Annotated in this window: 16 protein-coding genes, 1 tRNA gene, 3 rRNA genes and 1 other annotated feature; of the genes, 1 reads left to right on the top strand and 19 read right to left on the bottom strand. The window is 35.0% G+C overall.

Going from position 1 to position 23664, the window contains the following annotated elements; translation table 11 throughout:
• Window positions 1-30 precede the first annotated feature (30 nt).
• The 12 genes from ispE to trpS form a co-directional block, all read right to left on the bottom strand.
• Window positions 31-879 carry a 4-(cytidine 5'-diphospho)-2-C-methyl-D-erythritol kinase gene (gene ispE, locus MOO46_RS07035; RefSeq protein ID WP_249510966.1) on the bottom strand — a complete coding sequence of 283 codons (849 nt, stop codon included), beginning with the start codon at window positions 877-879 and terminating at the stop codon, window positions 31-33.
• Between the two features lie 123 nt (window positions 880-1002).
• Window positions 1003-1254, bottom strand: coding sequence for a Veg family protein (locus MOO46_RS07030; protein ID WP_249510965.1), 252 nt, complete (start codon window positions 1252-1254; stop codon window positions 1003-1005).
• An 85-nt stretch (window positions 1255-1339) separates the two neighbouring features.
• Complete coding sequence (rsmA, locus tag MOO46_RS07025; protein ID WP_249510964.1) at window positions 1340-2227, bottom strand: 16S rRNA (adenine(1518)-N(6)/adenine(1519)-N(6))-dimethyltransferase RsmA; 888 nt, start codon at window positions 2225-2227, stop codon at window positions 1340-1342.
• Between the two features lie 2 nt (window positions 2228-2229).
• Window positions 2230-2781: a ribonuclease M5 gene (gene rnmV / locus MOO46_RS07020; RefSeq protein WP_249510963.1), complete on the bottom strand. Its 552-nt coding sequence runs from the start codon at window positions 2779-2781 to the stop codon at window positions 2230-2232.
• Complete coding sequence (locus MOO46_RS07015; protein WP_249510962.1) at window positions 2781-3548, bottom strand: TatD family hydrolase; 768 nt, start codon at window positions 3546-3548, stop codon at window positions 2781-2783. Before MOO46_RS07015 ends, rnmV begins: the two co-directional genes overlap by 1 nt.
• 90 nt (window positions 3549-3638) lie before the next feature.
• On the bottom strand, window positions 3639-5681 hold the full coding sequence (gene metG, locus MOO46_RS07010; protein WP_249510961.1) for a methionine--tRNA ligase: 2043 nt from the start codon (window positions 5679-5681) through the stop codon (window positions 3639-3641).
• Between the two features lie 79 nt (window positions 5682-5760).
• Window positions 5761-6612 carry a DUF72 domain-containing protein gene (locus MOO46_RS07005; RefSeq protein ID WP_249510960.1) on the bottom strand — a complete coding sequence of 284 codons (852 nt, stop codon included), beginning with the start codon at window positions 6610-6612 and terminating at the stop codon, window positions 5761-5763.
• A 15-nt stretch (window positions 6613-6627) separates the two neighbouring features.
• Complete coding sequence (locus MOO46_RS07000) at window positions 6628-7338, bottom strand: NAD-dependent protein deacylase (RefSeq protein WP_249511725.1); 711 nt, start codon at window positions 7336-7338, stop codon at window positions 6628-6630.
• A gap of 15 nt (window positions 7339-7353) precedes the next feature.
• Entirely contained in the window at window positions 7354-8316 is a 963-nt protein-coding gene (locus tag MOO46_RS06995; RefSeq protein WP_249510959.1) for an IpaB/EvcA family protein, read from the bottom strand.
• A 20-nt stretch (window positions 8317-8336) separates the two neighbouring features.
• Window positions 8337-9593: a hydroxymethylglutaryl-CoA reductase, degradative gene (locus tag MOO46_RS06990; protein WP_317619381.1), complete on the bottom strand. Its 1257-nt coding sequence runs from the start codon at window positions 9591-9593 to the stop codon at window positions 8337-8339.
• A 95-nt stretch (window positions 9594-9688) separates the two neighbouring features.
• Window positions 9689-10621: a Ppx/GppA family phosphatase gene (locus tag MOO46_RS06985; protein ID WP_249510957.1), complete on the bottom strand. Its 933-nt coding sequence runs from the start codon at window positions 10619-10621 to the stop codon at window positions 9689-9691.
• Window positions 10622-10657: 36 nt separating this feature from the next.
• Window positions 10658-11677 (bottom strand): tryptophan--tRNA ligase, encoded by a 1020-nt coding sequence (gene trpS, locus MOO46_RS06980; protein WP_249510956.1) that lies wholly within the window; start codon window positions 11675-11677, stop codon window positions 10658-10660.
• 321 nt (window positions 11678-11998) lie between these two features.
• On the opposite strand from trpS, the gene helD reads away from it, so the two are divergent.
• Complete coding sequence (gene helD, locus MOO46_RS06975; RefSeq protein WP_249510955.1) at window positions 11999-14302, top strand: RNA polymerase recycling motor HelD; 2304 nt, start codon at window positions 11999-12001, stop codon at window positions 14300-14302.
• 40 nt (window positions 14303-14342) lie between these two features.
• Here the strand turns inward: helD and MOO46_RS06970 are convergent.
• The 7 genes from MOO46_RS06970 to MOO46_RS06940 form a co-directional block, all read right to left on the bottom strand.
• Window positions 14343-14415 (bottom strand) — tRNA-Thr (locus MOO46_RS06970).
• A 60-nt stretch (window positions 14416-14475) separates the two neighbouring features.
• Window positions 14476-14592, bottom strand: a 5S ribosomal RNA gene (gene rrf / locus MOO46_RS06965).
• A gap of 69 nt (window positions 14593-14661) precedes the next feature.
• A 23S ribosomal RNA gene (locus tag MOO46_RS06960) occupies window positions 14662-17580 on the bottom strand.
• A gap of 227 nt (window positions 17581-17807) precedes the next feature.
• A 16S ribosomal RNA gene (locus MOO46_RS06955) occupies window positions 17808-19380 on the bottom strand.
• Together the 16S, 23S and 5S rRNA genes with 1 tRNA gene alongside form the textbook arrangement of a ribosomal RNA operon.
• Window positions 19381-19814: 434 nt before the next feature.
• Window positions 19815-21071, bottom strand: coding sequence for a tyrosine--tRNA ligase (gene tyrS, locus MOO46_RS06950; RefSeq protein WP_249510954.1), 1257 nt, complete (start codon window positions 21069-21071; stop codon window positions 19815-19817).
• A gap of 48 nt (window positions 21072-21119) precedes the next feature.
• Window positions 21120-21329: a binding site (T-box leader), on the bottom strand.
• A gap of 39 nt (window positions 21330-21368) precedes the next feature.
• Window positions 21369-22133 (bottom strand): DUF4811 domain-containing protein, encoded by a 765-nt coding sequence (locus MOO46_RS06945; protein ID WP_249510953.1) that lies wholly within the window; start codon window positions 22131-22133, stop codon window positions 21369-21371.
• Window positions 22133-23575: an MDR family MFS transporter gene (locus MOO46_RS06940; RefSeq protein WP_249510952.1), complete on the bottom strand. Its 1443-nt coding sequence runs from the start codon at window positions 23573-23575 to the stop codon at window positions 22133-22135. The genes MOO46_RS06945 and MOO46_RS06940 overlap by 1 nt, the downstream gene beginning before the upstream one ends.
• Between the last annotated feature and the right edge of the window lie 89 nt (window positions 23576-23664).

Genomic DNA, 23664 nt, shown 5'->3' with positions numbered 1-23664 from the left:
AAATTAAAAACATCCATAAAAATAATAATTTTAAACTGATCTGACAATATAAACCTCTGAACAAAAGCCTCGAATACTATTAAAAACATGTTTTGCATGTCTTTCATTTTTACACAAACCAAAAATACTTGGTCCTGTACCACTCATCTGAGCATTATCAGCACCATATTCCAATATTTTAGTTTTTATTTTATGAATATCCGAATGTTTTTTTGAAGATAATGGTTCTAAAACATTACCCATATTATTAGCAATCATATTATAATCGTGTTTTTGAACCCCTAAAATTAAGTTATTAACGTTAACATGCTCTAATTGATTATAATTAATGCGATTGAGAATATCAGGTGTTGATATGCTTAATCGCGGTTTTACTAGTACAAAATACATTTTCGGTAATTTAGGCAGTAACTTAATAACTTCACCCTTACCAGTAACTTGAGCAGTTTTACTATAAACACAATAAGGAACATCAGAATCTAACTTTAGACCAATAACCGCCATTTCTCGTAAGGTTAAATTTAAATCCCAAAGTTTATTTAGCCCTCTAATCACAGCAGCTGCATCAGAAGAGCCGCCACCTAATCCTGCGGCTACTGGAATATTTTTTTTAATATTAATAATAATCTTGGCTTTAACTTTAAAAGTTTGTTTCATTAAAAGAGCAGCTTGATAAGCTAAATTACGTTGATCGTGCGGCAAAAAGGCCTGACTTGATTTAACATTAATTCCATTGCCATGCTCAGAAATAATTTCGACATAATCTGATAAATCAATCGAAGTCATTAACATATTCCATTCAGGGCTACCATCTTTGTGGCGAAACAAAGTATCTAAGCCTAAATTAAGTTTGGCTCTCGCTTTTTCAACAGTTTTCAAGGTTTTCCACCTCGCTTCACTTCATTTATTTTATATTTATTATACTAAAATAAAATATAAAAGTCAGTGAAACTTTATTAACACATCATAAAATAAAAAAAGCTAATACAATGTATTAGCTTTTTATACTTCTTCAATATTACTATCATCAAAGTCAACTTCGATATTTTTAGTTAAAATATCTGTATAACTGTATGATACTCGTTTTAAATTTTCATCTTTTTCTAAGTCTACAATAAATACTGCAGGAAATGTTTCTGATAACGTTCCATGACGTTCTAAAGTTTTGTTTCTACCTACTTGAACAGTCACCATGACTTTTTCGCCAAGGCGATTATCCAATTCATCTTTGATTGTATTCAAATTTGCTGGCATAACCATTCACCTCACTGCAATGATTATAGCACACATTATAAATAACATCAAATTATATCATAACAATTTTTAAATAGCAATTATTTTATATCATTTTTATCGAATGAAATTCATTAGCAATTTCAACATATTGTTCTACCGAAATTTTTTCTGGTCTAATCCCCGGATTAATATCAAATTTATCTAAAACACCTTGAACCTTTGCTTTATTTTCAGGATTTTTGCCAAAAAGGCCTTGCATATTATTCCAAAAAGTTTTACGACGATGAGCGAAACAACCGCGAACAAAACTAGCAAACAATTTAACATCAAACACTTCAGTATCAATTGATTCTTTTTTGGATAAAGTTACGATTGCAGAATCAACTTTAGGGGCTGGAATAAATGATTTTCTAAGGACTTCAAATGCAATATCAACATTATTCATGTATTGAATAATAACGGATAACGATCCATAGTCACGACTACCAGGTTTAGCAACCAATCTTTGGGCAACTTCTTTTTGCATCATGACTACAATTTCATCGAAATCGGCATTACCTTTTAATAAATCAAGAATAATGGGCGTCGTAATGTAATAAGGTAAGTTGGCTACCACTTTGATAGGTCTTTCATTATTAAATTCCTCATTAATAATCTTAGGTAAATTAGCTTGTAAAATATCTTGATTAATAATTTTAACATTATTATATGCTGATAAAGTATCATCTAAAACTGGTAATAAATTTTGATCAATTTCAAAAGCCAAAACCTGCTTAGCTTCTCTCGCTAAATATTCAGTTAGCCCACCAATTCCAGGGCCAATTTCAATTACATTATCTTTATCACTTAAATTAGCTGCTTTAACAATGTTGTTTAAAACATTCAAATCAGTTAAAAAGTTTTGCCCTAAACTTTTCTTAGCTGATAAATGATAACGATTCAAAATCGCTTGGGTTCTTGCTGGACTAGCAATATCTGGATTATTTGTCATAATTACTCCTTTATTTTTTTAACTGCATCTAAAAATTGTTTTTTAGAAATACCAAACATATTTAAACGTTTAGGTAGTTGTTTACCATTTACATAACCAATTTTTAAAATATTACAGAATTCAGTTCTTCTTATTTTTGCTCTTTCATCATTAATTAAACGTGCTCCCTCAAGATCATCATGACTAATATCAATTGACGAAGCATTATCAGATGTATAAACATCTTTTAAGGATTCACGAATAGTTTCAATACTAGCATGTTCTACACCAAGGGAACCATCACTTTTTGTGGGGGTTGATTTTTTACGAGCTACAAAAGCATGCTTAGCATCAGGAACTGCTTCAGAAACAATTCGACGAATTCGTTCTCCAGAAAAATCGGGATCAGTAAAAATAATAACGCCCCTTTTTCTGGATGCTTTTTTTATTAACGATAAAGTTTCCGGTTCAATTGCTGAGCCTTGCGTTTCAATCGTATCTGCATTAACAGCACGTTTGATTCTTTTTGTATCATCTTTTCCCTCAACAACAATAACTTCTTTTATTTTTTTCATTATTTTTCCAATCCAAACACTTTAAGTGCATTTTTATAAGTTGCATCTGCTATCTTATCTGGCGTTGTATCTCTAAAGCGAGCAACAGCTTCAACCGTATACAAAGTATATCCTGGTTCGTTTTGATGACCACGCAATGGCTCTGGCGCCAAATAAGGTGCATCAGTTTCAACTAGCATTTTATCAATTGGAGTTTGTCGAACTGAATCATGAACTTCATGCGTTTTCTTAAAACTAGCAACGCCTGAATAAGAAACGTACATCCCTAAATCAATAAATTTTTTTAACCATTCTGGATCACCATTAAAACTATGAATGATTCCATTATTAACGCCTTCTTCACTCAAAATCTTATAAGTATCTTCAAAGGCTTCACGATTATGAACTGAAATTGGCATATTCATTTCTTTAGCAATTCTAATTTGACGTCTAAAAACATGAAATTGACATTTCTTAGGTGCTACCGATTGAAAATAATCTAAACCAATTTCACCTAAAGCAACAACTTTATCATCTTTTAATTGTTCTTTTAAAATGGCCTCTTGTTCGTCATCATACTTTAATGAATCTTCAGGATGCCAACCAACAATTGCATACAAATTATCATATTTATGAGCTAACTCAATGGCTTCTTGATTCATTTCAGTATTAGAACCAACAATCGCCATTTTATCTACACCTAATCGATGCGCATGTTCAATGTAAGCATCCACATTATCACGAAATGCATCATCATTTAAATGTGTATGCGAATCAAAAATTTTCATATACTAATTACACTCCATTTCACTAAAATAGCCATTAATTCTTTATTGAATTAATGGCTATTATTCAATTATCTAGTTATTAAATAACCATTATTCTAAGGTTGAACCATTTTCAAATTGATTGCCAACAGTAATCAACTCAACATTACCATCTTTATGTTCAACAGATAATAACATTCCTTGACTTAATTCACCGCGCATTTTTCTAGGTTTCAAGTTTGAAACAATGACTACTTTTTTACCAATTAATTTATCGTAATCTGGATACCATTTTGCAATTCCAGAAAGGATCTGTGTATCTTCTTCTTTACCAGCATCTAAAGTGAATTTAAGTAGTTTATCAGCGCCTTCAACTTTAGCAACTGCTTTGACTTGAGCCACTTTTAATTCAACTTTTTCAAAAGCATCAAAACGAATTTCTTTCTTATCATTAGCTTCTAATGGTTTATCTGCATCCAATTTAGCTTGTGCTTTTTGCTTAGCTTCTTCTTTGACAGCACGACCTTTTTTCTTATCAGACTTAGTCATTTGACCTTTAATAAATGCAACTTCTTCTTCCTTATCTAAACGTGGGAAAATTGGAGTTCCTTTGGCAACAACTTTATGTCCAGTTCCTAAATCTGACAATTTAGGATCAGTTAAATCTAAGTCTTGATCATCCAAACCTAATTGAGTAAAGATTTTCTTTGGTGCATTTGTCATAATTGGGCTAATTAATAATGCAATCAAACGTAAACTAGCAGCCAAATGTGCCATAACAGCTGATAGTTGTTCTGCATCCCCTTCGTTTTGTTGTTTAGCTAAGATCCAAGGAGTTGTTTGATCAATATACTTGTTAGTTTGGGAAACTAACTTCCAAATTACTGATAAAGCATCGGAGAAGTGAGCTGAATTCATTTTTTCTTTATACTCAGCAACAACACTATTAGCAATGTTTTCTAGTCCTTTATCAGCTGGCGTTACTTCTGATTTATAATCAGGAATAATTCCATCTTCATATTTATTAATCATTGACACCGTACGATTTAACAAGTTTCCTAAATCATTAGCTAAATCATAATTAATTCGATCAACAAATTCTTCAGGGGTAAACACACCATCATTACCAAAAGGTACCGCTCTTAGTAAGTAATATCTAACTGCATCAAGACCATACTTATCAGATAAAGTTTCAGGATAAATAACGTTCCCCTTAGATTTAGACATTTTACCATCTTTCATTGTTAGCCAACCATGACCAATAATGTGCTTAGGCATTGGTAATCCTAGTGCATGTAAAACAATGGGCCAGTAAATAGTGTGGAAACGAACAATTTCCTTACCAACCATTTGAACATCTGCAGGCCAGAATTTATTAAACAATGATTCATCATCACCACCATAACCTAAAGCAGTAATATAGTTACTTAATGCATCAATCCATACATAAACTACATGTTTAGGATCAGATTTAACTGGTACTCCCCACTTAAATGAAGTTCTAGAAACCGCTAAATCTTCCAAACCAGGTTTAATGAAGTTATTAATCATTTCATTCATTCTTGACTCAGGCTGAATAAAATCTGGATGTTCTTTGTAATAATTAACTAACCAGTCAGCATACTTACTCATTTTAAAGAAGTATGATTCTTCATGAACTTTTTGTACTTCATGTCCAGAAGGTGCTTTACCACCGGTAACATTGCCTTGATCATCTTTATAAACTTCAGCTAATTGAGATTCAGTAAAGTATTCTTCATCAGATACTGAATACCATCCTTCATATTCACCAAGGTAGATATCGCCTTGATCTAATAATTTTTGAAAAATCTTTTGAACCGCTTTTTCATGATCTTCATCAGTTGTACGAATGAATTTGTCATTAGTAATATCAAGGGTTTTCCAAAGTTGCTTAATTTGTGCAGCCATTTTATCCACATATTTTTGTGGAGTCATATTTAACTTTTCGGCTTTTTCTTCAATTTTTAGTCCGTGTTCATCGGTTCCAGTTAGGAAGAAAACATCGTAACCTTCAGAACGTTTATAACGAGCTAAAGCATCACATGCAATTGTAGTGTATGAATTACCGATGTGTAAACGTCCAGATGGATAATAAATTGGAGTTGTTACATAAAATGTATTATTATCGGCCATTTTAATCGTCCTTTCACCCTATTTTATATAAATATTATACATAAGTATATCACATTTAGTTATGCAAAAATATTGATCATTAGAACAAATCCAACTGCTTGGGCGCTAAGTTATTAAAATGTAATTTTAATAATTCTTGCAGTCTTAAAGCATTCGCAGCAGCATCTTTTCCAGAGTTATTATTAAATATAATGCATACTTCATGAGTCTTCTTTTCAAGTTGCTTAACAACATTAGCAAATTGGTTCAGTTCCTTATCATCATAACGATAAAGAGTCCGCTGGCTGCGCCAATCTTTATCTTGGTTAAACCAGCCTTCTTCATTGCGACCATGTAGTCTTAAAACCACTAATTTAGAATTGGTAACAATCGGTTTAAACTGAATTCCATTGTTAACATTATGGGGCTCATCAATAATCGATAAAGTAATATTCAATCGTTTTAAATAATTAGCTACGTCTTCATAAACGGCATTGTCAGTCCAACTAGGATTTCTAAATTCAACCGTAATTGGGATTTGATTTCCTAATAACTGACGAATTTTCATTAAATAGTTGATGTTATCATTACTACGTTGAAAATAAGGTGGAAATTGAAATAACACCGTTTTTAATTGATTGCCATCTATTAATGGCTGCATTGCAGATTTAAAATCTAAAAAAGCTTGATAACGTTGTTGATTATCAGCTGGCAACATTGATTTTAAATCATGTTTCGTCATTAACTTATTTGCCTTGATGATAAATTGGAATTCTTTAGGAACTTGATGTTGCCATTTCTGAACGGTTGATATTCTAGGAATTCCATAAAAAGGGTTATCAACTTCAACCGTTGGAAAATAACCTGTATACTCGTTTAATTTAACCTTTCGTTGTTCACCATTAATTAAGTCTGGATGATCTGACCAAGTTGTTAAACCAATTGTTATCATAAAATCATCTCACTTTTAGACTTTTAAGTCAGCAAAAAATTTAGTTGCATCTGTTTGAATCATTTTAAACGGAAAACTAAAATTTAATTTTTCTTGATTAATTGCTAAAACTTCTGCTTTAGGATTACGATAATCCAACAATCCTGCAAAAGGATAAACCCGCATCGATGTACCCACAATCACAATTAGGTCAGCTTTTTCCATCAAGTTAACACTATTAAGAATGTTACTTTGATTAAGCCCTTCATCATACAAAACAATGCCTGGTCGTAAGGTACCGCCACAGTTTTCATGGATTGGACTTTGCATGTATTCGTGCCAATCAACCGATTGATTACATTTTTGACAATAAACATTGTATAAATTGCCATGAAACTCAATTAGGTGTTTTGTATTAGCTTTCAAATATAAATCATCAACATTTTGAGTCACAATTGCAGCCCGATTTTTTCGAGTTAGTTCCGCTTGCTTTTCATGAATCGCATTTGGTTTTGCATCTGGATAATACATATTTTCTTTTACAAAAGTATAAAATGTATCTGGTTCGTTATTTAAACAAGCGTGACTTAAATAATATTCTGCTGGCTTACCGGTAGTATCAGTCGTATAAAGACCATTTTTAGATCGATAATCAGGAATACCTGATGCAGTTGATACTCCAGCTCCAGTTAAAAATACAATGTTTTTCGCGTTATCAAATAATGATTGAATTTCTTCATCCATTATTAAAGCCTCCCAAAATTATTTTCTAATGATGTATGGCATCTTTAATTCTTTAAATAAATCTTTAACCCTTAATGAATACAGTTTCTTAAAGTATGCAGGACTATCATCCATCCCCGTTGGTGCTGGTACTACAAATGAATTTTGATTATCACTCTTATTAAAACCAACGTAAGCACGACGATGAGTTTTACTTTCATGCATTTCTGAATGGAAAATTTCAAACATTTGTTGGACGTTTAGATTTAATTGACGTTCTGAAACAACACTAGAAATCGTAGCATATTCATTATTATGAAGTGCTGGCAATCCCCATTTGGTCAATTGATCGTCAAAAGCCTTAAATAATTTTACAACATTGCGACGTAAGCCAAATGGTGAGTCAGTAGCTTTTTCAGTAATGATTTGATAAATCTTATCAGCAGCTTTTAATGAAACCGGATAATCTTTTTGTAAGACATTGCGAACCTTTTCATCAAATTTATCACCATAAAAGACATGTGCATCAATTAAAGTTAATAAACGCAGTTCCATTGCATTATCCAATTCTTTAGGTTCTGGTTCAATTGTATTTTGAATTCCTTTTAGATACATGGCTTCAATATCATCATCAATCAAGTTATGCTTGCGTTGTTCTGAAACAACAACAAAGTGAGAAACAATATCAAACAACTCAGTTCCCATTACTTGTAATTGATCATCAATCTTTTCATTGCCAGTTTCTAATGAGAAAAATAACTGTGGAAAACCACGCAAAGTCATTAATAAATGTAATAATTCATGTGAAGCTGTGTAATCAGGAGCAGATAAATCAGAGATTTGAACAAAAATATTTTTACCATCTTGAACAACTTGTGCTTGATCATGTCGAACATATCCTGACTGTAATTGGCCAATAAATTGTACTTCAATTTTACCTGGGAAAAATTTGTTAACAACGTTAATTAAGCCTTGTGTTTCATCATTTAATTGAATATCCATTTTCTTTTCACCTTCGTTATTTATTTTCTTAAATTTTGAATAATTTGTTTTGCATTTGTTAAATTTGGATTTTGCATTTGACGTAAAGATTGAACCACCGTAAATAATTCTTCATCGGTTGATCCAGCCGTCATAGCTAAAGAATTTAATTGTAAATTCATATGTCCTTTTTGAATGCCTTCAGTAACTAATGCTTTTAAAGCAGCTAAATTTTGTGCAAGCCCAATAGCTGCTGCAAATTGCATTAATTCTTTTTTAGAATGTACCTTAGCAATTCTTTGGTTAATTTTCACCTTAGGTAAAACCTTAGTAGCGCCACCAATAAAACCTAAAGAAAGTGGTAACGTCATCTCACCATATAAAGTATCTTCTTTAATCATAAAATGACTTAATCCTTGATAGTGTCCATTTCGACTGGCATAGGCATGAATACCACTCTCAACAGCACGCCAATCATTTCCCATCGCCATAACAAAAGCATCAATACCATTCATAATTCCCTTATTATGCGTAGTTGCTCGATAGGTATCAATTTGTGCAATATGCGAAGCTTCGACAATTTTATTAGCAACTTCTTTTCCAGAAAAATTGCCCTTGCCCAGTTGAGAAAATTTAACTGATCCTGAAACTGTTACTAAACTATCAATTGAATAATTTGATAAAATGCTCATCAAAATATCTTTTGAAGCTTTCGTTTTTAAAAAGTTAGCTAATGCTTCTAACATTGAGTTCATAATATTAGCACCCATTGCTTCAGCAACATCTACAAATAAATCAATTGAACAATAATTTTCATCTAATTGCCTAACGCTAACTTCTTTAGCACCACCGCCATATTTTAAAATCGATGGGTGTGCGTTATTAGCAACCGCTATTATTTTATCACGATGAGTATTAACATAACCAAATAACAAGTTAAAGTTGTCAGTTTTCACAATAATTTGTCCAGTTAAATTCGAACTAATTACTTTGGCATTTAGGCCCCCATTTTTGGCAAACATCCTTGCCCCATTACTAGCTGCAGCAATCACAGAAGGCTCTTCAGTTACCATTGGTGCAACTTTTTCTTCACCATTAATCAAAAAATTAACCGCAATTCCTTCAGGTAAGGAATAATCAGTAATGTAGTTTTCAATTAAACTATTATTTCTTTCATTGTGGTTTTCGTATAAAGATTTTAATTCTTGTGAATTTAATTCAGAAAAATCACCAATAATATTTATCCTTTCATCATAACTCTTATGGTAAAAATGATTAAAAGTGCCCAAAACAAACACCTCACATATTTTAATTATATTTAATGATAACATTTATTAAAGCTTTAATAATTAAAAAAGGTTTTTAACCTCTTGATTCCAGATTAAAAACCTTTTTAGTATTTTCGATAATATTTATTTAAATATTCATTAACAATTCCTTCACGCACACCACCATCAGAAAAAATGACTCTTCTGGAATCTAATTCATCTAAAAGTGTGATTAGTGGTAATAATCCACCCAAAATAATATCTGCACGATCTTTTTCTAATCCTTTAACATGCTTACGATCATATAAATTTTTACGTAACAACATTTCATAGGTACCTAAGATACGGTGTTGGTTTAAATAGTAACCATTCAAATGATCGACATTTTGAAAACTCTGGTGATTACGATTAATCCTAGCTAACGTTCTAGCAGCACCACCTAACATAACAATCTGATAATGTGATGATTTTTTAAGCCAAGGAACGCGATGAAAAATACTTTTCAAGAAACGCTGTGCATTAAATAAATCAGCTGCATAAACGTGGTTACTTAAATTAAAGCGCTCTGATATATTGACTGCACCAACGGGAATACTAATTATATCCCTGCGTTTCTGGCCACGAACTCTAACTAGTTCAATACTAGCACCGCCAATATCCATAACTAAATAATCGTTCATTTTAACACGATTAACAACACCCAAATAATCATAATAAGCTTCTTCGTGTCCTGATAAGACGCGAACATTTAGGCCAACTTTTTTGCGAACCTTTTTTAAAAATAATTTTTGATTTTTAGCCTGGCGTACGGCCGCAGTTGCAATCGTAATTACTTTAGGGTCATGAATATTACTGTAAGCTTTCTTAAAGACTTGTAAAGATTCAATTGTTCGATCAATCGCTGTAGCCGTTAGATATTTATCAATTCCCATCCCCTCTGAAAGGCGACTACTACTTTTACAACGTTTAATCTCCGTACAAAAACCATCTGCATCAATCTGATATGCAGACATTCTTGATGAATTAGAACCAATATCGACAATTACTAAATTTCTCATTCCAATCCACCCTGATTAAAAGTAATTAAATGCTGATTATTTAAAGTAGTTGATACCAATAGCATCTCTTAATTCATCAAGTGTTTTATTAGCAACTTTATTAGCTTTTTCACTACCAGCTTTTAATATATCATAAACAGCTTGTGGATCTTTAGCAAATGCTTCACGACGTTCACGAATTGGTTTTAGCTCCGCTTGTAAAACATCATTTAAATAACGTTTAATTTTAACATCACCTAAACCACCATGAGTATATTGATCTTTTAGGTCTTGAACCTTTTGCTTATCATCAGCAAAAATATCTAGATAGGTGAACACAGTATTGCCTTCAACTTTACCAGGATCTTCAACATGAATATGACTAGGATCAGTATACATTGACATAACTTTCTTTTGAATTGTATCTGCATCATCAGAAAGATAAATACAGTTATTTAATGATTTACTCATCTTAGCATTTCCATCTAATCCTGGAATTTTACCCATTCCTTTTGGTGGGAAATATCCCTCAGGTTCTACTAAAATATCCTTTCCATAAAGATTATTTACACTTCTGACAATCTCTCTAGTTTGTTCCAACATAGGTTCTTGATCTTCACCTACTGGAATAGTGTCAGCTTTAAAAGCAGTAATATCAGCTGCTTGACTAACTGGATAAATAAAGAAGCCAGCGGGAACACTTTCACCAAATTGTTTTTGTTTAATTTCATTTTTAACAGTTGGATTACGTTTTAAACGGTTAACTGACACTAAATTTAAATAATGCATTGTTAGTTCATTTAATGCTGGAATTTGAGATTGAACCATGATAGTTGATTTTTCTGGATCAATGCCCACAGCTAAATAATCTAATGCTACTTGCAGTAATGAATGTCTAATTTTTTCTGGATCACGAGCATTATCTGTTAATGCCTGCATATCAGCAATCATAATATTGGTATCATAATCACCTGAATTTTGTAATTGAACACGGTTTTTTAATGAACCGACATAATGTCCAATGTGTAATTTACCGGTTGGACGGTCACCTGTTAAAATAACTTTTTTCTTTGACATATTTATCATCCCTTCTAAAAAAACGCCCCATTGTTAAATAAAACAATAGGACGCCTTCACGTGGTACCACCTAACTTGCACAAAAATGCCGCTTTGCGATAAGGGCGCATACCCATTTTCCCCAATTCGTTAGCCATAATCAATTTCAGCTTTAATGATTTCTCTGTTATTGGCATCACTACTATTCTCTTATAATCAATTACATTTTACTGGATTTAATAAATGATGTCAAAATTGATATTCATTGACATTTTAGTAAAATCTCATTAAAATTATTTAGCATATTTATAAGTAACGGATATTAAATTGAGGGAGGCTATAATGGAATCTCAAGATTTTCAAAATGAACAAAAAAGAGTTGATTATGTTGTCCATAAATTGGGCAATCGAATTGATCAAACTAAGCTTGAATATAATAAAGCTCATAATGAAACCAAAAGAGTTCAACAAAATTATGGAAATAATACTTCAGTTAACTACTTTGAAGTTGATGATCGAATTGAAACTTCAGCCGATTTGCAACAACAAAGGGGTTTAGTTAACACAGTGGTTCAAAATGAATCAATTATCGAAAACCAATTAAAAACGTATAAACAACTATCCAATTCTCCATATTTTGGTCGAATTGATGTTTTAGATGATGATGAAAACGATAGTGAAAAACTTTATATTGGTACAGCATCCTTTGTAGATGATAATAATGATTTTTTAATTTATGATTGGCGTGCCCCCATTTCTAGTATTTACTATAACGGAACTTTGGGCAAAGTGAATTATACTACTCCTGCTGGTAAACAAACGACTGAGTTATTAAAGAAACGACAATTTCAAATTCAAAACAGTAAAATTGACAACATGTTTGATACAAATGAAACTGTTGGTGATGAAATGCTACAAAATGCTCTAGGTCAACAAAATGATGAAACTATGCAAAATATTGTAGCAACGATTCAAAGTGAACAAAATGATATAATTCGTGATACCAAAAATGATTTGCTAGTTGTTCAAGGAGTGGCCGGTTCAGGAAAAACTTCAGCAATTTTACAAAGAATTGCATTCTTGTTATATCATAGCCGTAGTTCATTAGAAGCTGACCAGATCATTTTATTTTCACCTAATCGTTTGTTTTCGCATTATATTTCTGATGTTTTACCTAGTTTAGGTGAACGTAATATGCGACAAGTTACTTTACAAGAATTTATCGACCATCGATTTGAAGGATTAAATGTTCAAAGTTTATTTGAACGTTATGAGAATGAAAAAAATCTAAGTATAAACCAATCAACCATTAGAAATTTTAAAGAAAGTCATCAATATATGAAACAAATTTATGACTATGCTGAAAATACTGCTCCAAATAATATGGCATTTAATGATTTAATGTTAGATGGACAGGTTATTTTTGATAATGAAGTTATAAACAATATTTATAATGAACAGCCTAAATTAATGAAATCAGCTGATAAGTTTCTTAATACTAAAAATCGGCTGATTAAACTACTAAAGAAAAGAATTGAATTAGAAGTTTATAAACCATGGGTGGATGCAAAAATAGACCAATTAAATTCAGAACAATATCATGACTTTATTGCTGGACACCAGCTAGGTAGCTTTCAAGATGAAGATGATGAGAGATATTTTATCGCTAAACAAATCGTAACTGAACATTTTAGAAAAATGTACGATGCTATTTACAATGGAAATTTCTTTAACCCATACATTCAATATAAAAAGTTTATGAAACAAGTTACTCTTGAAAAAAATATTAAAGATAATAATTGGAAAGAAAATATTTTTGATTATGATAATCAATTAGAAATGCATAAAATTAATTTAGATAATGCAGCCCCTATTTTATATCTTAGAGATTTATTAATGGGCGGCGGACAAAATCAAAAAATGCAATATTTATTTGTTGATGAAATGCAAGACTATTCAATTGCTCAATTGGTGTATATTAAACACGCATTTCCGAGAACAAAAATTAACCTAATTGGTGATAGCGAACAAGCTTTATTTAAAGAAGTGGAATCTCCAGAATCATTATTAAACAAACTAAATGATGCTTTTGCTACTAAAAGATCTAGATTAATTACACTTAATCGTTCTTATCGTTCAACCTATCAAATAACTAATTTTGCAAAATCATTATTACCAACTGGAAATAAAATTGAAGCGTTTAATCGTCAAGGAAAAGCACCAGAAATAATTATTAGAGATAGTGAAAAAGATGCTATTGATAATTTAATTAAAAAGGCAAAAACTGAATTAGCATCAGAAGGCACAGTTGCTGTAATTACTAAAAATTTAGTTGAAGCAAAATCTGTATACCAACATATTACAACTCAAATTAATTCAACATTATTAGATAATGCTGACCGTTCTTTACCTAAAGGTGTTGTTGTTATGCCAATTTATTTAGCTAAAGGATTAGAATTTGATTCAGTTATAGCTTGGAATATTTCTAAAGAAAACTATAATTCCAAAAAATTAGTTGGAACACTTTATACAATCGCTACAAGATCAATGCACCATTTATCATTAATTAGTATTGGTAAGGTATCACCAATTATTGCTAATGCTAAATTACCAATAAATGAACTAAAGATTAATCGACAAATATAAAAAAGACTGCTATGAATTTTTTCATAGCAGTCTTTTTTTAAGCCGTTTCCGGGATTTGAACCCGGGACCTCTTCCTTACCATGGAAACGCTCTACCTTCTGAGCTAAAACGGCATAACTGTAAATAAAAAGCCCTCGATAATTAAACCGAGAACTCTTTATTTTAATATATTAGCGCGGCAACTTCCTACCCTTGCAAGAGGCGATCCTCTAACTACTCTCGGCGTTTAGAAGCTTAACTACTGTGTTCGGCATGGGAACAGGTGTATCCTTCTAGCTATCGCCACCACACTATTTTTCTAAAAGAACTTCGTTCTTTCAAAACTAGATATTATCATTTCTAAATGAGAACAACCTTACTTGGTTAAGTCCTCGACCAATTAGTACTAGTCCGCTCCATACATCGCTGCACTTCCACTTCTAGCCTATCTACCTAATCATCTCTTAGGGGTCTTACTTCCACAAAGGAATGGGAAATTTCATCTTGAGGTGGGTTTCACACTTAGATGCTTTCAGCGTTTATCTCAGCCATACATAGCTACCCAGCTGTGCCCCTGGCGGGACAACTGGTACACCAGCGGTATGTCCATCTCGGTCCTCTCGTACTAGAGATAGCTCCCCTCAAATTTCCTACGCCCGCGACGGATAGGGACCGAACTGTCTCACGACGTTCTGAACCCAGCTCGCGTACCGCTTTAATGGGCGAACAGCCCAACCCTTGGGACCAACTACAGCCCCAGGATGCGATGAGCCGACATCGAGGTGCCAAACCTCCCCGTCGATGTGAACTCTTGGGGGAGATAAGCCTGTTATCCCCAGGGTAGCTTTTATCCGTTGAGCGATGGCCCTTCCATATGGTACCACCGGATCACTAAGCCCGACTTTCGTCCCTGCTCGACCTGTCTGTCTCGCAGTCAAGCTCCCTTGTGCCTTTACACTCTGCGAATGATTTCCAACCATTCTGAGGGAACCTTTGGGCGCCTCCGTTACTATTTGGGAGGCGACCGCCCCAGTCAAACTGCCAATCAGACACTGTCTCCCACCACGATAAGTGGTGCGGGTTAGAGTGTTAGCACAGCGAGGGTAGTATCCCAACAATGCCTCCACCGAAACTAGCGTTCCGGTTTCTACGGCTCCTACCTATCCTGTACAAGCTATGTCAACACCCAATATCAAATTACAGTAAAGCTCCATGGGGTCTTTCCGTCCTGTCGCGGGTAACCTGCTTCTTCACAGGTATCTCAATTTCACCGAGTCTCTCGTTGAGACAGTGCTTAGATCGTTACGCCTTTCGTGCGGGTCGGAACTTACCCGACAAGGAATTTCGCTACCTTAGGACCGTTATAGTTACGGCCGCCGTTTACTGGGGCTTCGTTTCTGAGCTTCGCCGAAGCTAACTCATCCACTTAACCTTCCAGCACCGGGCAGGCGTCAGCCCCTATACTTCATCTTACGATTTTGCAGAAACCTGTGTTTTTGATAAACAGTCGTCTAAGCCTTTTCACTGCGGCTGCACTACGTGCAGCACCCCTTCTCCCGAAGTTACGGGGTCATTTTGCCGAGTTCCTTAACGAGAGTTCACTCGCTCACCTTAGGATACTCTCCTCGACTACCTGTGTCGGTTTGCGGTACGGGTAGTTAATTACTCACTAGAAACTTTTCTCGGTAGTGTGACGTGGCTTACTTCCCTACTTAAATTCGGTCCTCATCACAGCTTGTCAACCCGCTGAAAAGCATTTCACTCTTCAACTGACTTGCTGCTTGAACGCACATCCAATAGTGCGCACAAGTTAGCCTCCTACGTCCTTCCATCGTTCAAACATAATTAACTAGTACAGGAATATCAACCTGTTATCCATCGCCTACGCCTCTAGGCCTCGGCTTAGGTCCCGACTTACCCTGGGAGGACGAGCCTTCCCCAGGAAACCTTAGTCATTCGGTGGATTAGATTCTCACTAATCTTTCGCTACTCATACCGGCATTCTCACTTCTAAGCGCTCCATCAGTCCTTACGGTCTAACTTCGTTGCCCTTAGAACGCTCTCCTATCACATGACTACGTCATGTCCACAATCTCGGTAATATGCTTAGCCCCGGTAAATTTTCGGCGCAGAATCACTCGACTAGTGAGCTATTACGCACTCTTTAAATGGTGGCTGCTTCTGAGCCAACATCCTAGTTGTCTGTGCAACTCCACATCCTTTTCCACTCAGCATATATTTAGGGACCTTAATTGGTGGTCTGGGCTGTTCCCCTTTCGACGGTGGATCTTATCACTCATCGTCTGACTCCCGGACATATAAATCAATGGTATTCGGAGTTTATCTGAATTTAGTAACCCATGACGGGCCCCTCATCCAAACAGTGGCTCTACCTCCATGATTCTAAATCCGAGGCTAGCCCTAAAGCTATTTCGGAGAGAACCAGCTATCTCCAAGTTCGTTTGGAATTTCACCGCTACCCACATTTCATCTCAGCACTTTTCAACGTACACGAGTTCGGCCCTCCGGTGCGTTTTACCGCACTTTCAGCCTGAACATGGGTAGATCACCTGGTTTCGGGTCTATCTCAACATACTCAAACGCCCTATTCAGACTCGCTTTCGCTACGGCTCCGGTCTTATCCACCTTAACCTTGCATGTTAACATAACTCGCCGGTTCATTCTACAAGAGGCACGCTATCACCCATTAACGGGCTCTAACTGTTTGTAAGCACATGGTTTCAGGAACTATTTCACTCCCCTTCCGGGGTGCTTTTCACCTTTCCCTCACGGTACTGGTTCACTATCGGTCACTAGGGAGTATTTAGCTTTGGGAGATGGTCCTCCCGGATTCCAACGACGTTCCACGTGTGTCGCTGTACTCAGGATCCTGAACTGAGGTTAAACAATTTCGTCTACGGGGCTATCACCCTGTATCGCCTAGCTTCCCAGCTAGTTCGACTATTGTCTAACTTGGTAACTCAAATGTTCAGTCCTACAACCCCAAAGAGCAAGCTCTTTGGTTTGAGCTGTTCCCCGTTCGCTCGCCGCTACTTAGGGAATCGAAATTTCTTTCTCTTCCTGTGGGTACTTAGATGTTTCAGTTCCCCACGTCTGCCGCCAAATTAGCTAATTAATTCACTAATTGGTGATAACCGATTAAGGTTATCGAGTTTCCTCATTCGGAAATCTCCGGATCAAAGCTTACGTACAGCTCCCCGAAGCATATCGGTGTTAGTCCCGTCCTTCATCAGCTCCTAGTGCCAAGGCATCCACCATGCGCCCTTCATAACTTAACCTGTTCATCACTTCGTGATGTTTGGTTAATTGAGTATAATACGAATAAAACTTTTTAAAAAACTCAAAATAACGCGGTGTTCTCGGTTAAAATTGTATTTAATACAAATTTTAATGTTAATTTTAGAAATTAATAATATCTAGTTTTCAAAGAACCAAGTTTGAGAGTAGACCTCTCAAAACTGAATAAGATTGATCAACCTAATGTAAGTTTCCGTAATATCCTTAGAAAGGAGGTGATCCAGCCGCAGGTTCTCCTACGGCTACCTTGTTACGACTTCACCCTAATCATCTGTCCCACCTTAGACAACTAGCTCCCGAAGGTTACTCCATCGTCTTTGGGTGTTACAAACTCTCATGGTGTGACGGGCGGTGTGTACAAGGCCCGGGAACGTATTCACCGTGGCATGCTGATCCACGATTACTAGTGATTCCAACTTCATGCAGGCGAGTTGCAGCCTGCAATCCGAACTGAGAATGGCTTTAAGAGATTAGCTTGACCTCGCGGTTTCGCGACTCGTTGTACCATCCATTGTAGCACGTGTGTAGCCCAGGTCATAAGGGGCATGATGATTTGACGTCATCCCCACCTTCCTCCGGTTTATCACCGGCAGTCTCACTAGAGTGCCCAACTTAATGCTGGCAACTAATAATAAGGGTTGCGCTCGTTGCGGGACTTAACCCAACATCTCACGACACGAGCTGACGACAACCATGCACCACCTGTCATTCTGTCCCCGAAGGGAACACCTAATCTCTTAGGTTGGCAGAAGATGTCAAGACCTGGTAAGGTTCTTCGCGTAGCATCGAATTAAACCACATGCTCCACCACTTGTGCGGGCCCCCGTCAATTCCTTTGAGTTTCAACCTTGCGGTCGTACTCCCCAGGCGGAATGCTTAATGCGTTAGCTGCGGCACTGAAGGGCGGAAACCCTCCAACACCTAGCATTCATCGTTTACGGCATGGACTACCAGGGTATCTAATCCTGTTCGCTACCCATGCTTTCGAGCCTCAGTGTCAGTAATAGACCAGACAGCCGCCTTCGCCACTGGTGTTCTTCCATATATCTACGCATTTCACCGCTACACATGGAGTTCCACTGTCCTCTTCTATACTCAAGTTCTTTAGTTTCCGCTGCACTTCCTCAGTTGAGCTGAGGGCTTTCACAACAGACTTAAAAAACCACCTGCGCTCGCTTTACGCCCAATAAATCCGGACAACGCTTGCCACCTACGTATTACCGCGGCTGCTGGCACGTAGTTAGCCGTGGCTTTCTGGTTAAATACCGTCAAAGCGTAAACAGTTACTCTTACACTTGTTCTTCTTTAACAACAGAGTTTTACGAGCCGAAACCCTTCTTCACTCACGCGGCGTTGCTCCATCAGACTTGCGTCCATTGTGGAAGATTCCCTACTGCTGCCTCCCGTAGGAGTCTGGGCCGTGTCTCAGTCCCAATGTGGCCGATTACCCTCTCAGGTCGGCTACGTATCATCGCCTTGGTGGGCTTTTATCTCACCAACTAGCTAATACGCCGCGGGTCCATCCTAAAGTGATAGCAGAGCCATCTTTCAAGTTGGAACCATGTGGTTCCAACTAATTATACGGTATTAGCACTTGTTTCCAAATGTTATCCCCTGCTTTAGGGCAGGTTACCCACGTGTTACTCACCAGTTCGCCACTCGTCCCGAATCCAAAAATCTTTTATGCAAGCATAAAATCAAATTGGGAGGACTCGTTCGACTTGCATGTATTAGGCACGCCGCCAGCGTTCGTCCTGAGCCAGGATCAAACTCTCATCTTATAGATGAAAAGCTTTTCTAGCTCATCAAATTAATTGTTTTTAAAAGCGAATTGACTTCGCTGTGTTTTAATTTCTTATAATCTAAATTATAAGAATCCTTACACATCATCGATTATCAATCTTGTTCAGTTTTCAAAGATCTACTTATTAGTTATCTGCTTACTTGAAGCAGCTTTTTAATTATATCATGTTAAAAACTTAATGTCAACAACTTTTTATAATTATTTTTTTATTACCGTTTGCTTCATCAGCAACGCAACAATAATTATTATGCCATCTTTACAAGTAAAAGTCAACAACTTTTTTTAATAAATATTTAAACAACTTGTAAAATTCGTTACCAAAATGACAACAAAAATAATAATATCAAGAATAACCACTCACGTCAATAAAAAAAGAGAATTAATTTAAATTAATTCTCAATAAATCATAATTTATTTAATTCTAGCCAAGAAATACTTCTTTTTACCTCTTCTAACAACGACAAATTTCCCATCAAAGCTAGTACTTGGATCAATTTCAGCATCAAGATCATCAACTTTGTCACCGTTAATTCTAATTGCTCCATTTTTAACATCTTCACGTGCTTGTCTTCTTGATGATTCAATCTCAGTATCATCAGCTAACCATTCAACAATATTCTTTTTATCAGCACTAACAGTCATTGAAGGCATATTCTTAAAACCAGTTTCAACTTCATCAACTGTTAAGTCCTTAATGTTACCTGAAAATAAAGCTTGGGTAATATTTTCAGCTTCTTCAACTGCTGCTTTACCATGTACGAATTCAGTAACTTCTTCTGCTAATCGACGTTGAGCTTCACGTTTCCATGGTTCATTTTTTACTTTATCTTCTAATGCTTCTATTTCTTCCTTATTTAAGAAAGTGAAGTATTTCAAGTATTTAATTACATCACGGTCATCAGTATTAATCCAGAATTGGTAAAATTCGTAAGGTGTTGTCTTTTCAGGGTCTAACCAAACAGCACCGCCAGCAGTTTTACCAAATTTAGTTCCATCAGCTTTAAGCATCAAAGGAATAGTTAATCCAAAAGCTTTGGCTTCCGCTCCTTGTGTCTTATGAATTAAATCAATTCCGCCAGTAATGTTACCCCATTGGTCAGCGCCACCAATTTGCAATTGAACATCATGATTCTTGTATAAATGTTCAAAATCAATTCCTTGAAGAATTTGGTAAGTAAATTCAGTGTATGAAATTCCAGTTTCTAGGCGACTAGCAACAATTTCTTTATTCAACATTGTATTTACATTAAATAATTTACCGTATTCACGCAAGAAGTCTAATAATGAAAGTTTAGATAACCAATCATAATTATTAACGATGGTGAATGAACCATCTTGACCAAATAAATTTTCCATTTGTTTATTTAAACATTCTTCATTATGTTTAACCTGATCCATTGTTTGTAATGTTCTTTCCGATTTTTTACCGGAAGGATCACCAATCGAACCAGTTGCGCCACCAATTATAATATATGGATGGTAACCAGCCAATTGAAATCTTTTTAAAATCATAAAAGGAATTAAATGTCCAACATGCATACTATCACCAGTAGGATCAATTCCAGCATATAAGCCAATTTTCTTTTCGTTTACTTCTTTATTTAAGCCTTCAGCATCAGTTTGTTGATTAATAGCGCCACGCCATTTTAAATCATCAATAATATTCATAAGCAATTTCCTCCAAATAAAAAGTCCCCAACAATGCTAAAAAGCATTGTCAGGGACGAAATTTTAATATAATCCGCGTTACCACCCAAGTTATTGCAAATCGCAATCACTCAAATCATTAATAACGCAATGAACCGTCAATAAAATTGAATAAGCTCCATAGGTGTATTTCTTCAAGAAATTTGCTCAGTTTACATAACCACTGAGTTTCTGATTTCAAAAAATCTCAAATACTAGTTACTACTTCTTAGCTCTATTATTTATTATAATAATCAGCCTTGAAATAATTGTCAACATTTATTTAACTTTGCTTAATTCTTGTTTTATTTGTGGCATCATCTTTTGCATTACTTGAGCTTGTTGTTGGTTAGTAAATTCTTTTACTAATTGTTTTTGTAGCTTAGTTTGACTTTCTTTACTCATTTTAGGGTTCTTTTGCATTGCTTGCATCATTTTTCCTTGAACATAACTTTGTGCAGCAGATTTCATTTGAGCTTGAGAACCACTACTTTGAATTGAAGATTGAAGTTTCTTCATAATATTAGGTAGTGCTTTGGCCTGACTAACGGTTAAGTTTAACCAATCTTTAGGTACATAGAAATAGTTAACTGTTTTAACTCGAGTAGGCTTTTGTGCTAAATCAAACCAAAACTTAGCTGTTTTAGATTTATATTCATAACGAGTTGTCTTAGTAACTAACTTAGCACTATTAGCATCAGTAATAATGTAGTTAGTATTCTTATCAGTTGATGTTGTCTTTGGTTTAGTTTGATTGTTATTAGTACGATAAATAACAACCTTATCTTTACCAGAAGTACCAATTGGTTGATTTAATAACATATTCATTTTGGAATTACTAGATACTAATTTAGTTTCATTAGTATCAGTCACTTTATGCATCCCATAATGATCATGGAAATTCAAAGTAATAAAAGTTACTGAAATTATTAAGGCAACAAAAGAGATAATCGTTGTAGTCCAATGAAGCGCCTTATTTTTAACTAACAAGTTGTTAAATAGGAAGAAACATAAAGCTGAAATAACTAATATAATTAAAATCATTATTTGTTACCTCCCTTTTTATCACTAACTGCAAATGAAACAATTAAGCCAAGAATTGTGAAAATAGCAGCAACCCAGAAGGCAGCATGGTATCCACTTAGCGTAGCTGATAATGCTGAATGACCGTAAGCAACTGGATCTAAAGTCTTCAAGTGTGTTGAAGGCATATTGCTAGTTGTTACGTTGGATAAAATGGATACTAATACTGCAGTTGCAATTGCTGAACCTACTTGTCTTACCGTATTGTTAACAGCAGTTCCATGATTAATCATGTCAGTAGACAAAGCATTCATACCATAAGTAGTAGCTGGCATCATAACCATTGCCATTCCGAAAGTTCTAACTGCGTATAACAATACAATGTAAGTAACTGAAGCATCTTCAGTTAAGAAAGTAAAAGGAATGGTTCCTATGATTAACAGTAGAAATCCCGTTGTGACTAATTTTTTAGCACCGTATTTATCAAATATTTGACCAGCAAATGGTGAGACAATCCCCATCATTAATGCCCCTAGTAATAAGGTTAATCCAGAATGAAAAGCATTCATTCCACGAATAATTTGTAGATATAATGGTAAAACCATTTCAAATCCAACTAGAGCCATCATTGTAATAGATGACATGGCAGTAGCAACTGTAAATCTAACGTTTTTAAATACACGAATATTTAAAAATGGATTGGTCATTACTAATTGACGCCATACGAATAAAGCGATAAAGATAGCACCAACAATTAATGTTGAGATAACAGTTGTGCTTCCCCAACCAGCAGTCCCAACTTCAGAAAATCCATATAATGCACTACCAAATCCAATTGTGGATAAAATAAGTGAAAGTACATCAATTTTAGATTTCTTAGTTGGTAAGATTGGACGCATAAACTTAAATCCTAATAAGATTACTAAAGCAACAATTGGAATAATCATTCCAAATAAGTCACGCCAAGTAAAGTTAATCAAAATCCAACCAGATAATGTAGGACCAATTGCAGGAGCTAACCCAATAACAACTCCGGATAATCCCATTGCAGCTCCACGTTTTTCAGGTGGGAAAATCGATAACATAATTGTTTGTAATAATGGCATAGTAACACCAACACCAGCAGCTTGAATCAATCTTCCAGCTAATAAAATACCAAAATTACTGGCAAAGAAAGATACAATTGTTCCTATTTCAAAAACAATCATCGCTCCTAAGTATAGCCATTTAGTATTAACTCGACTTGAAAGCCAAGCACTAACTGGGATTGCAATCCCATTCACCATCATGAAACCTGATGTTAACCATTGAACAGTTGAAGTGTTAATATCAAAAGCCTTCATCAATGTAGGAAATGCAGTTGATAAAATTGTTTGATTTAAAATCGTACAAAATGTACCAACTAATAGTAGAATTATTAGCATTGTTTTATTGTAACTTTTGCCGTTTGCGTCTACATTCATAATATAACCCCTTTTCTTAATTATTATATTCGCCATAATTTTAACTTTATTTAATATACAACCTGTAGATGTCATTGTCAACTTATTTG

Source organism: Apilactobacillus apisilvae, from assembly GCF_023380225.1.
GTDB classification, from domain to species: domain Bacteria; phylum Bacillota; class Bacilli; order Lactobacillales; family Lactobacillaceae; genus Apilactobacillus; species Apilactobacillus apisilvae.
The sequence above is the reverse complement of the archived record's forward strand: the minus strand, read 5'-3'. Positions and strand labels throughout refer to the sequence as shown.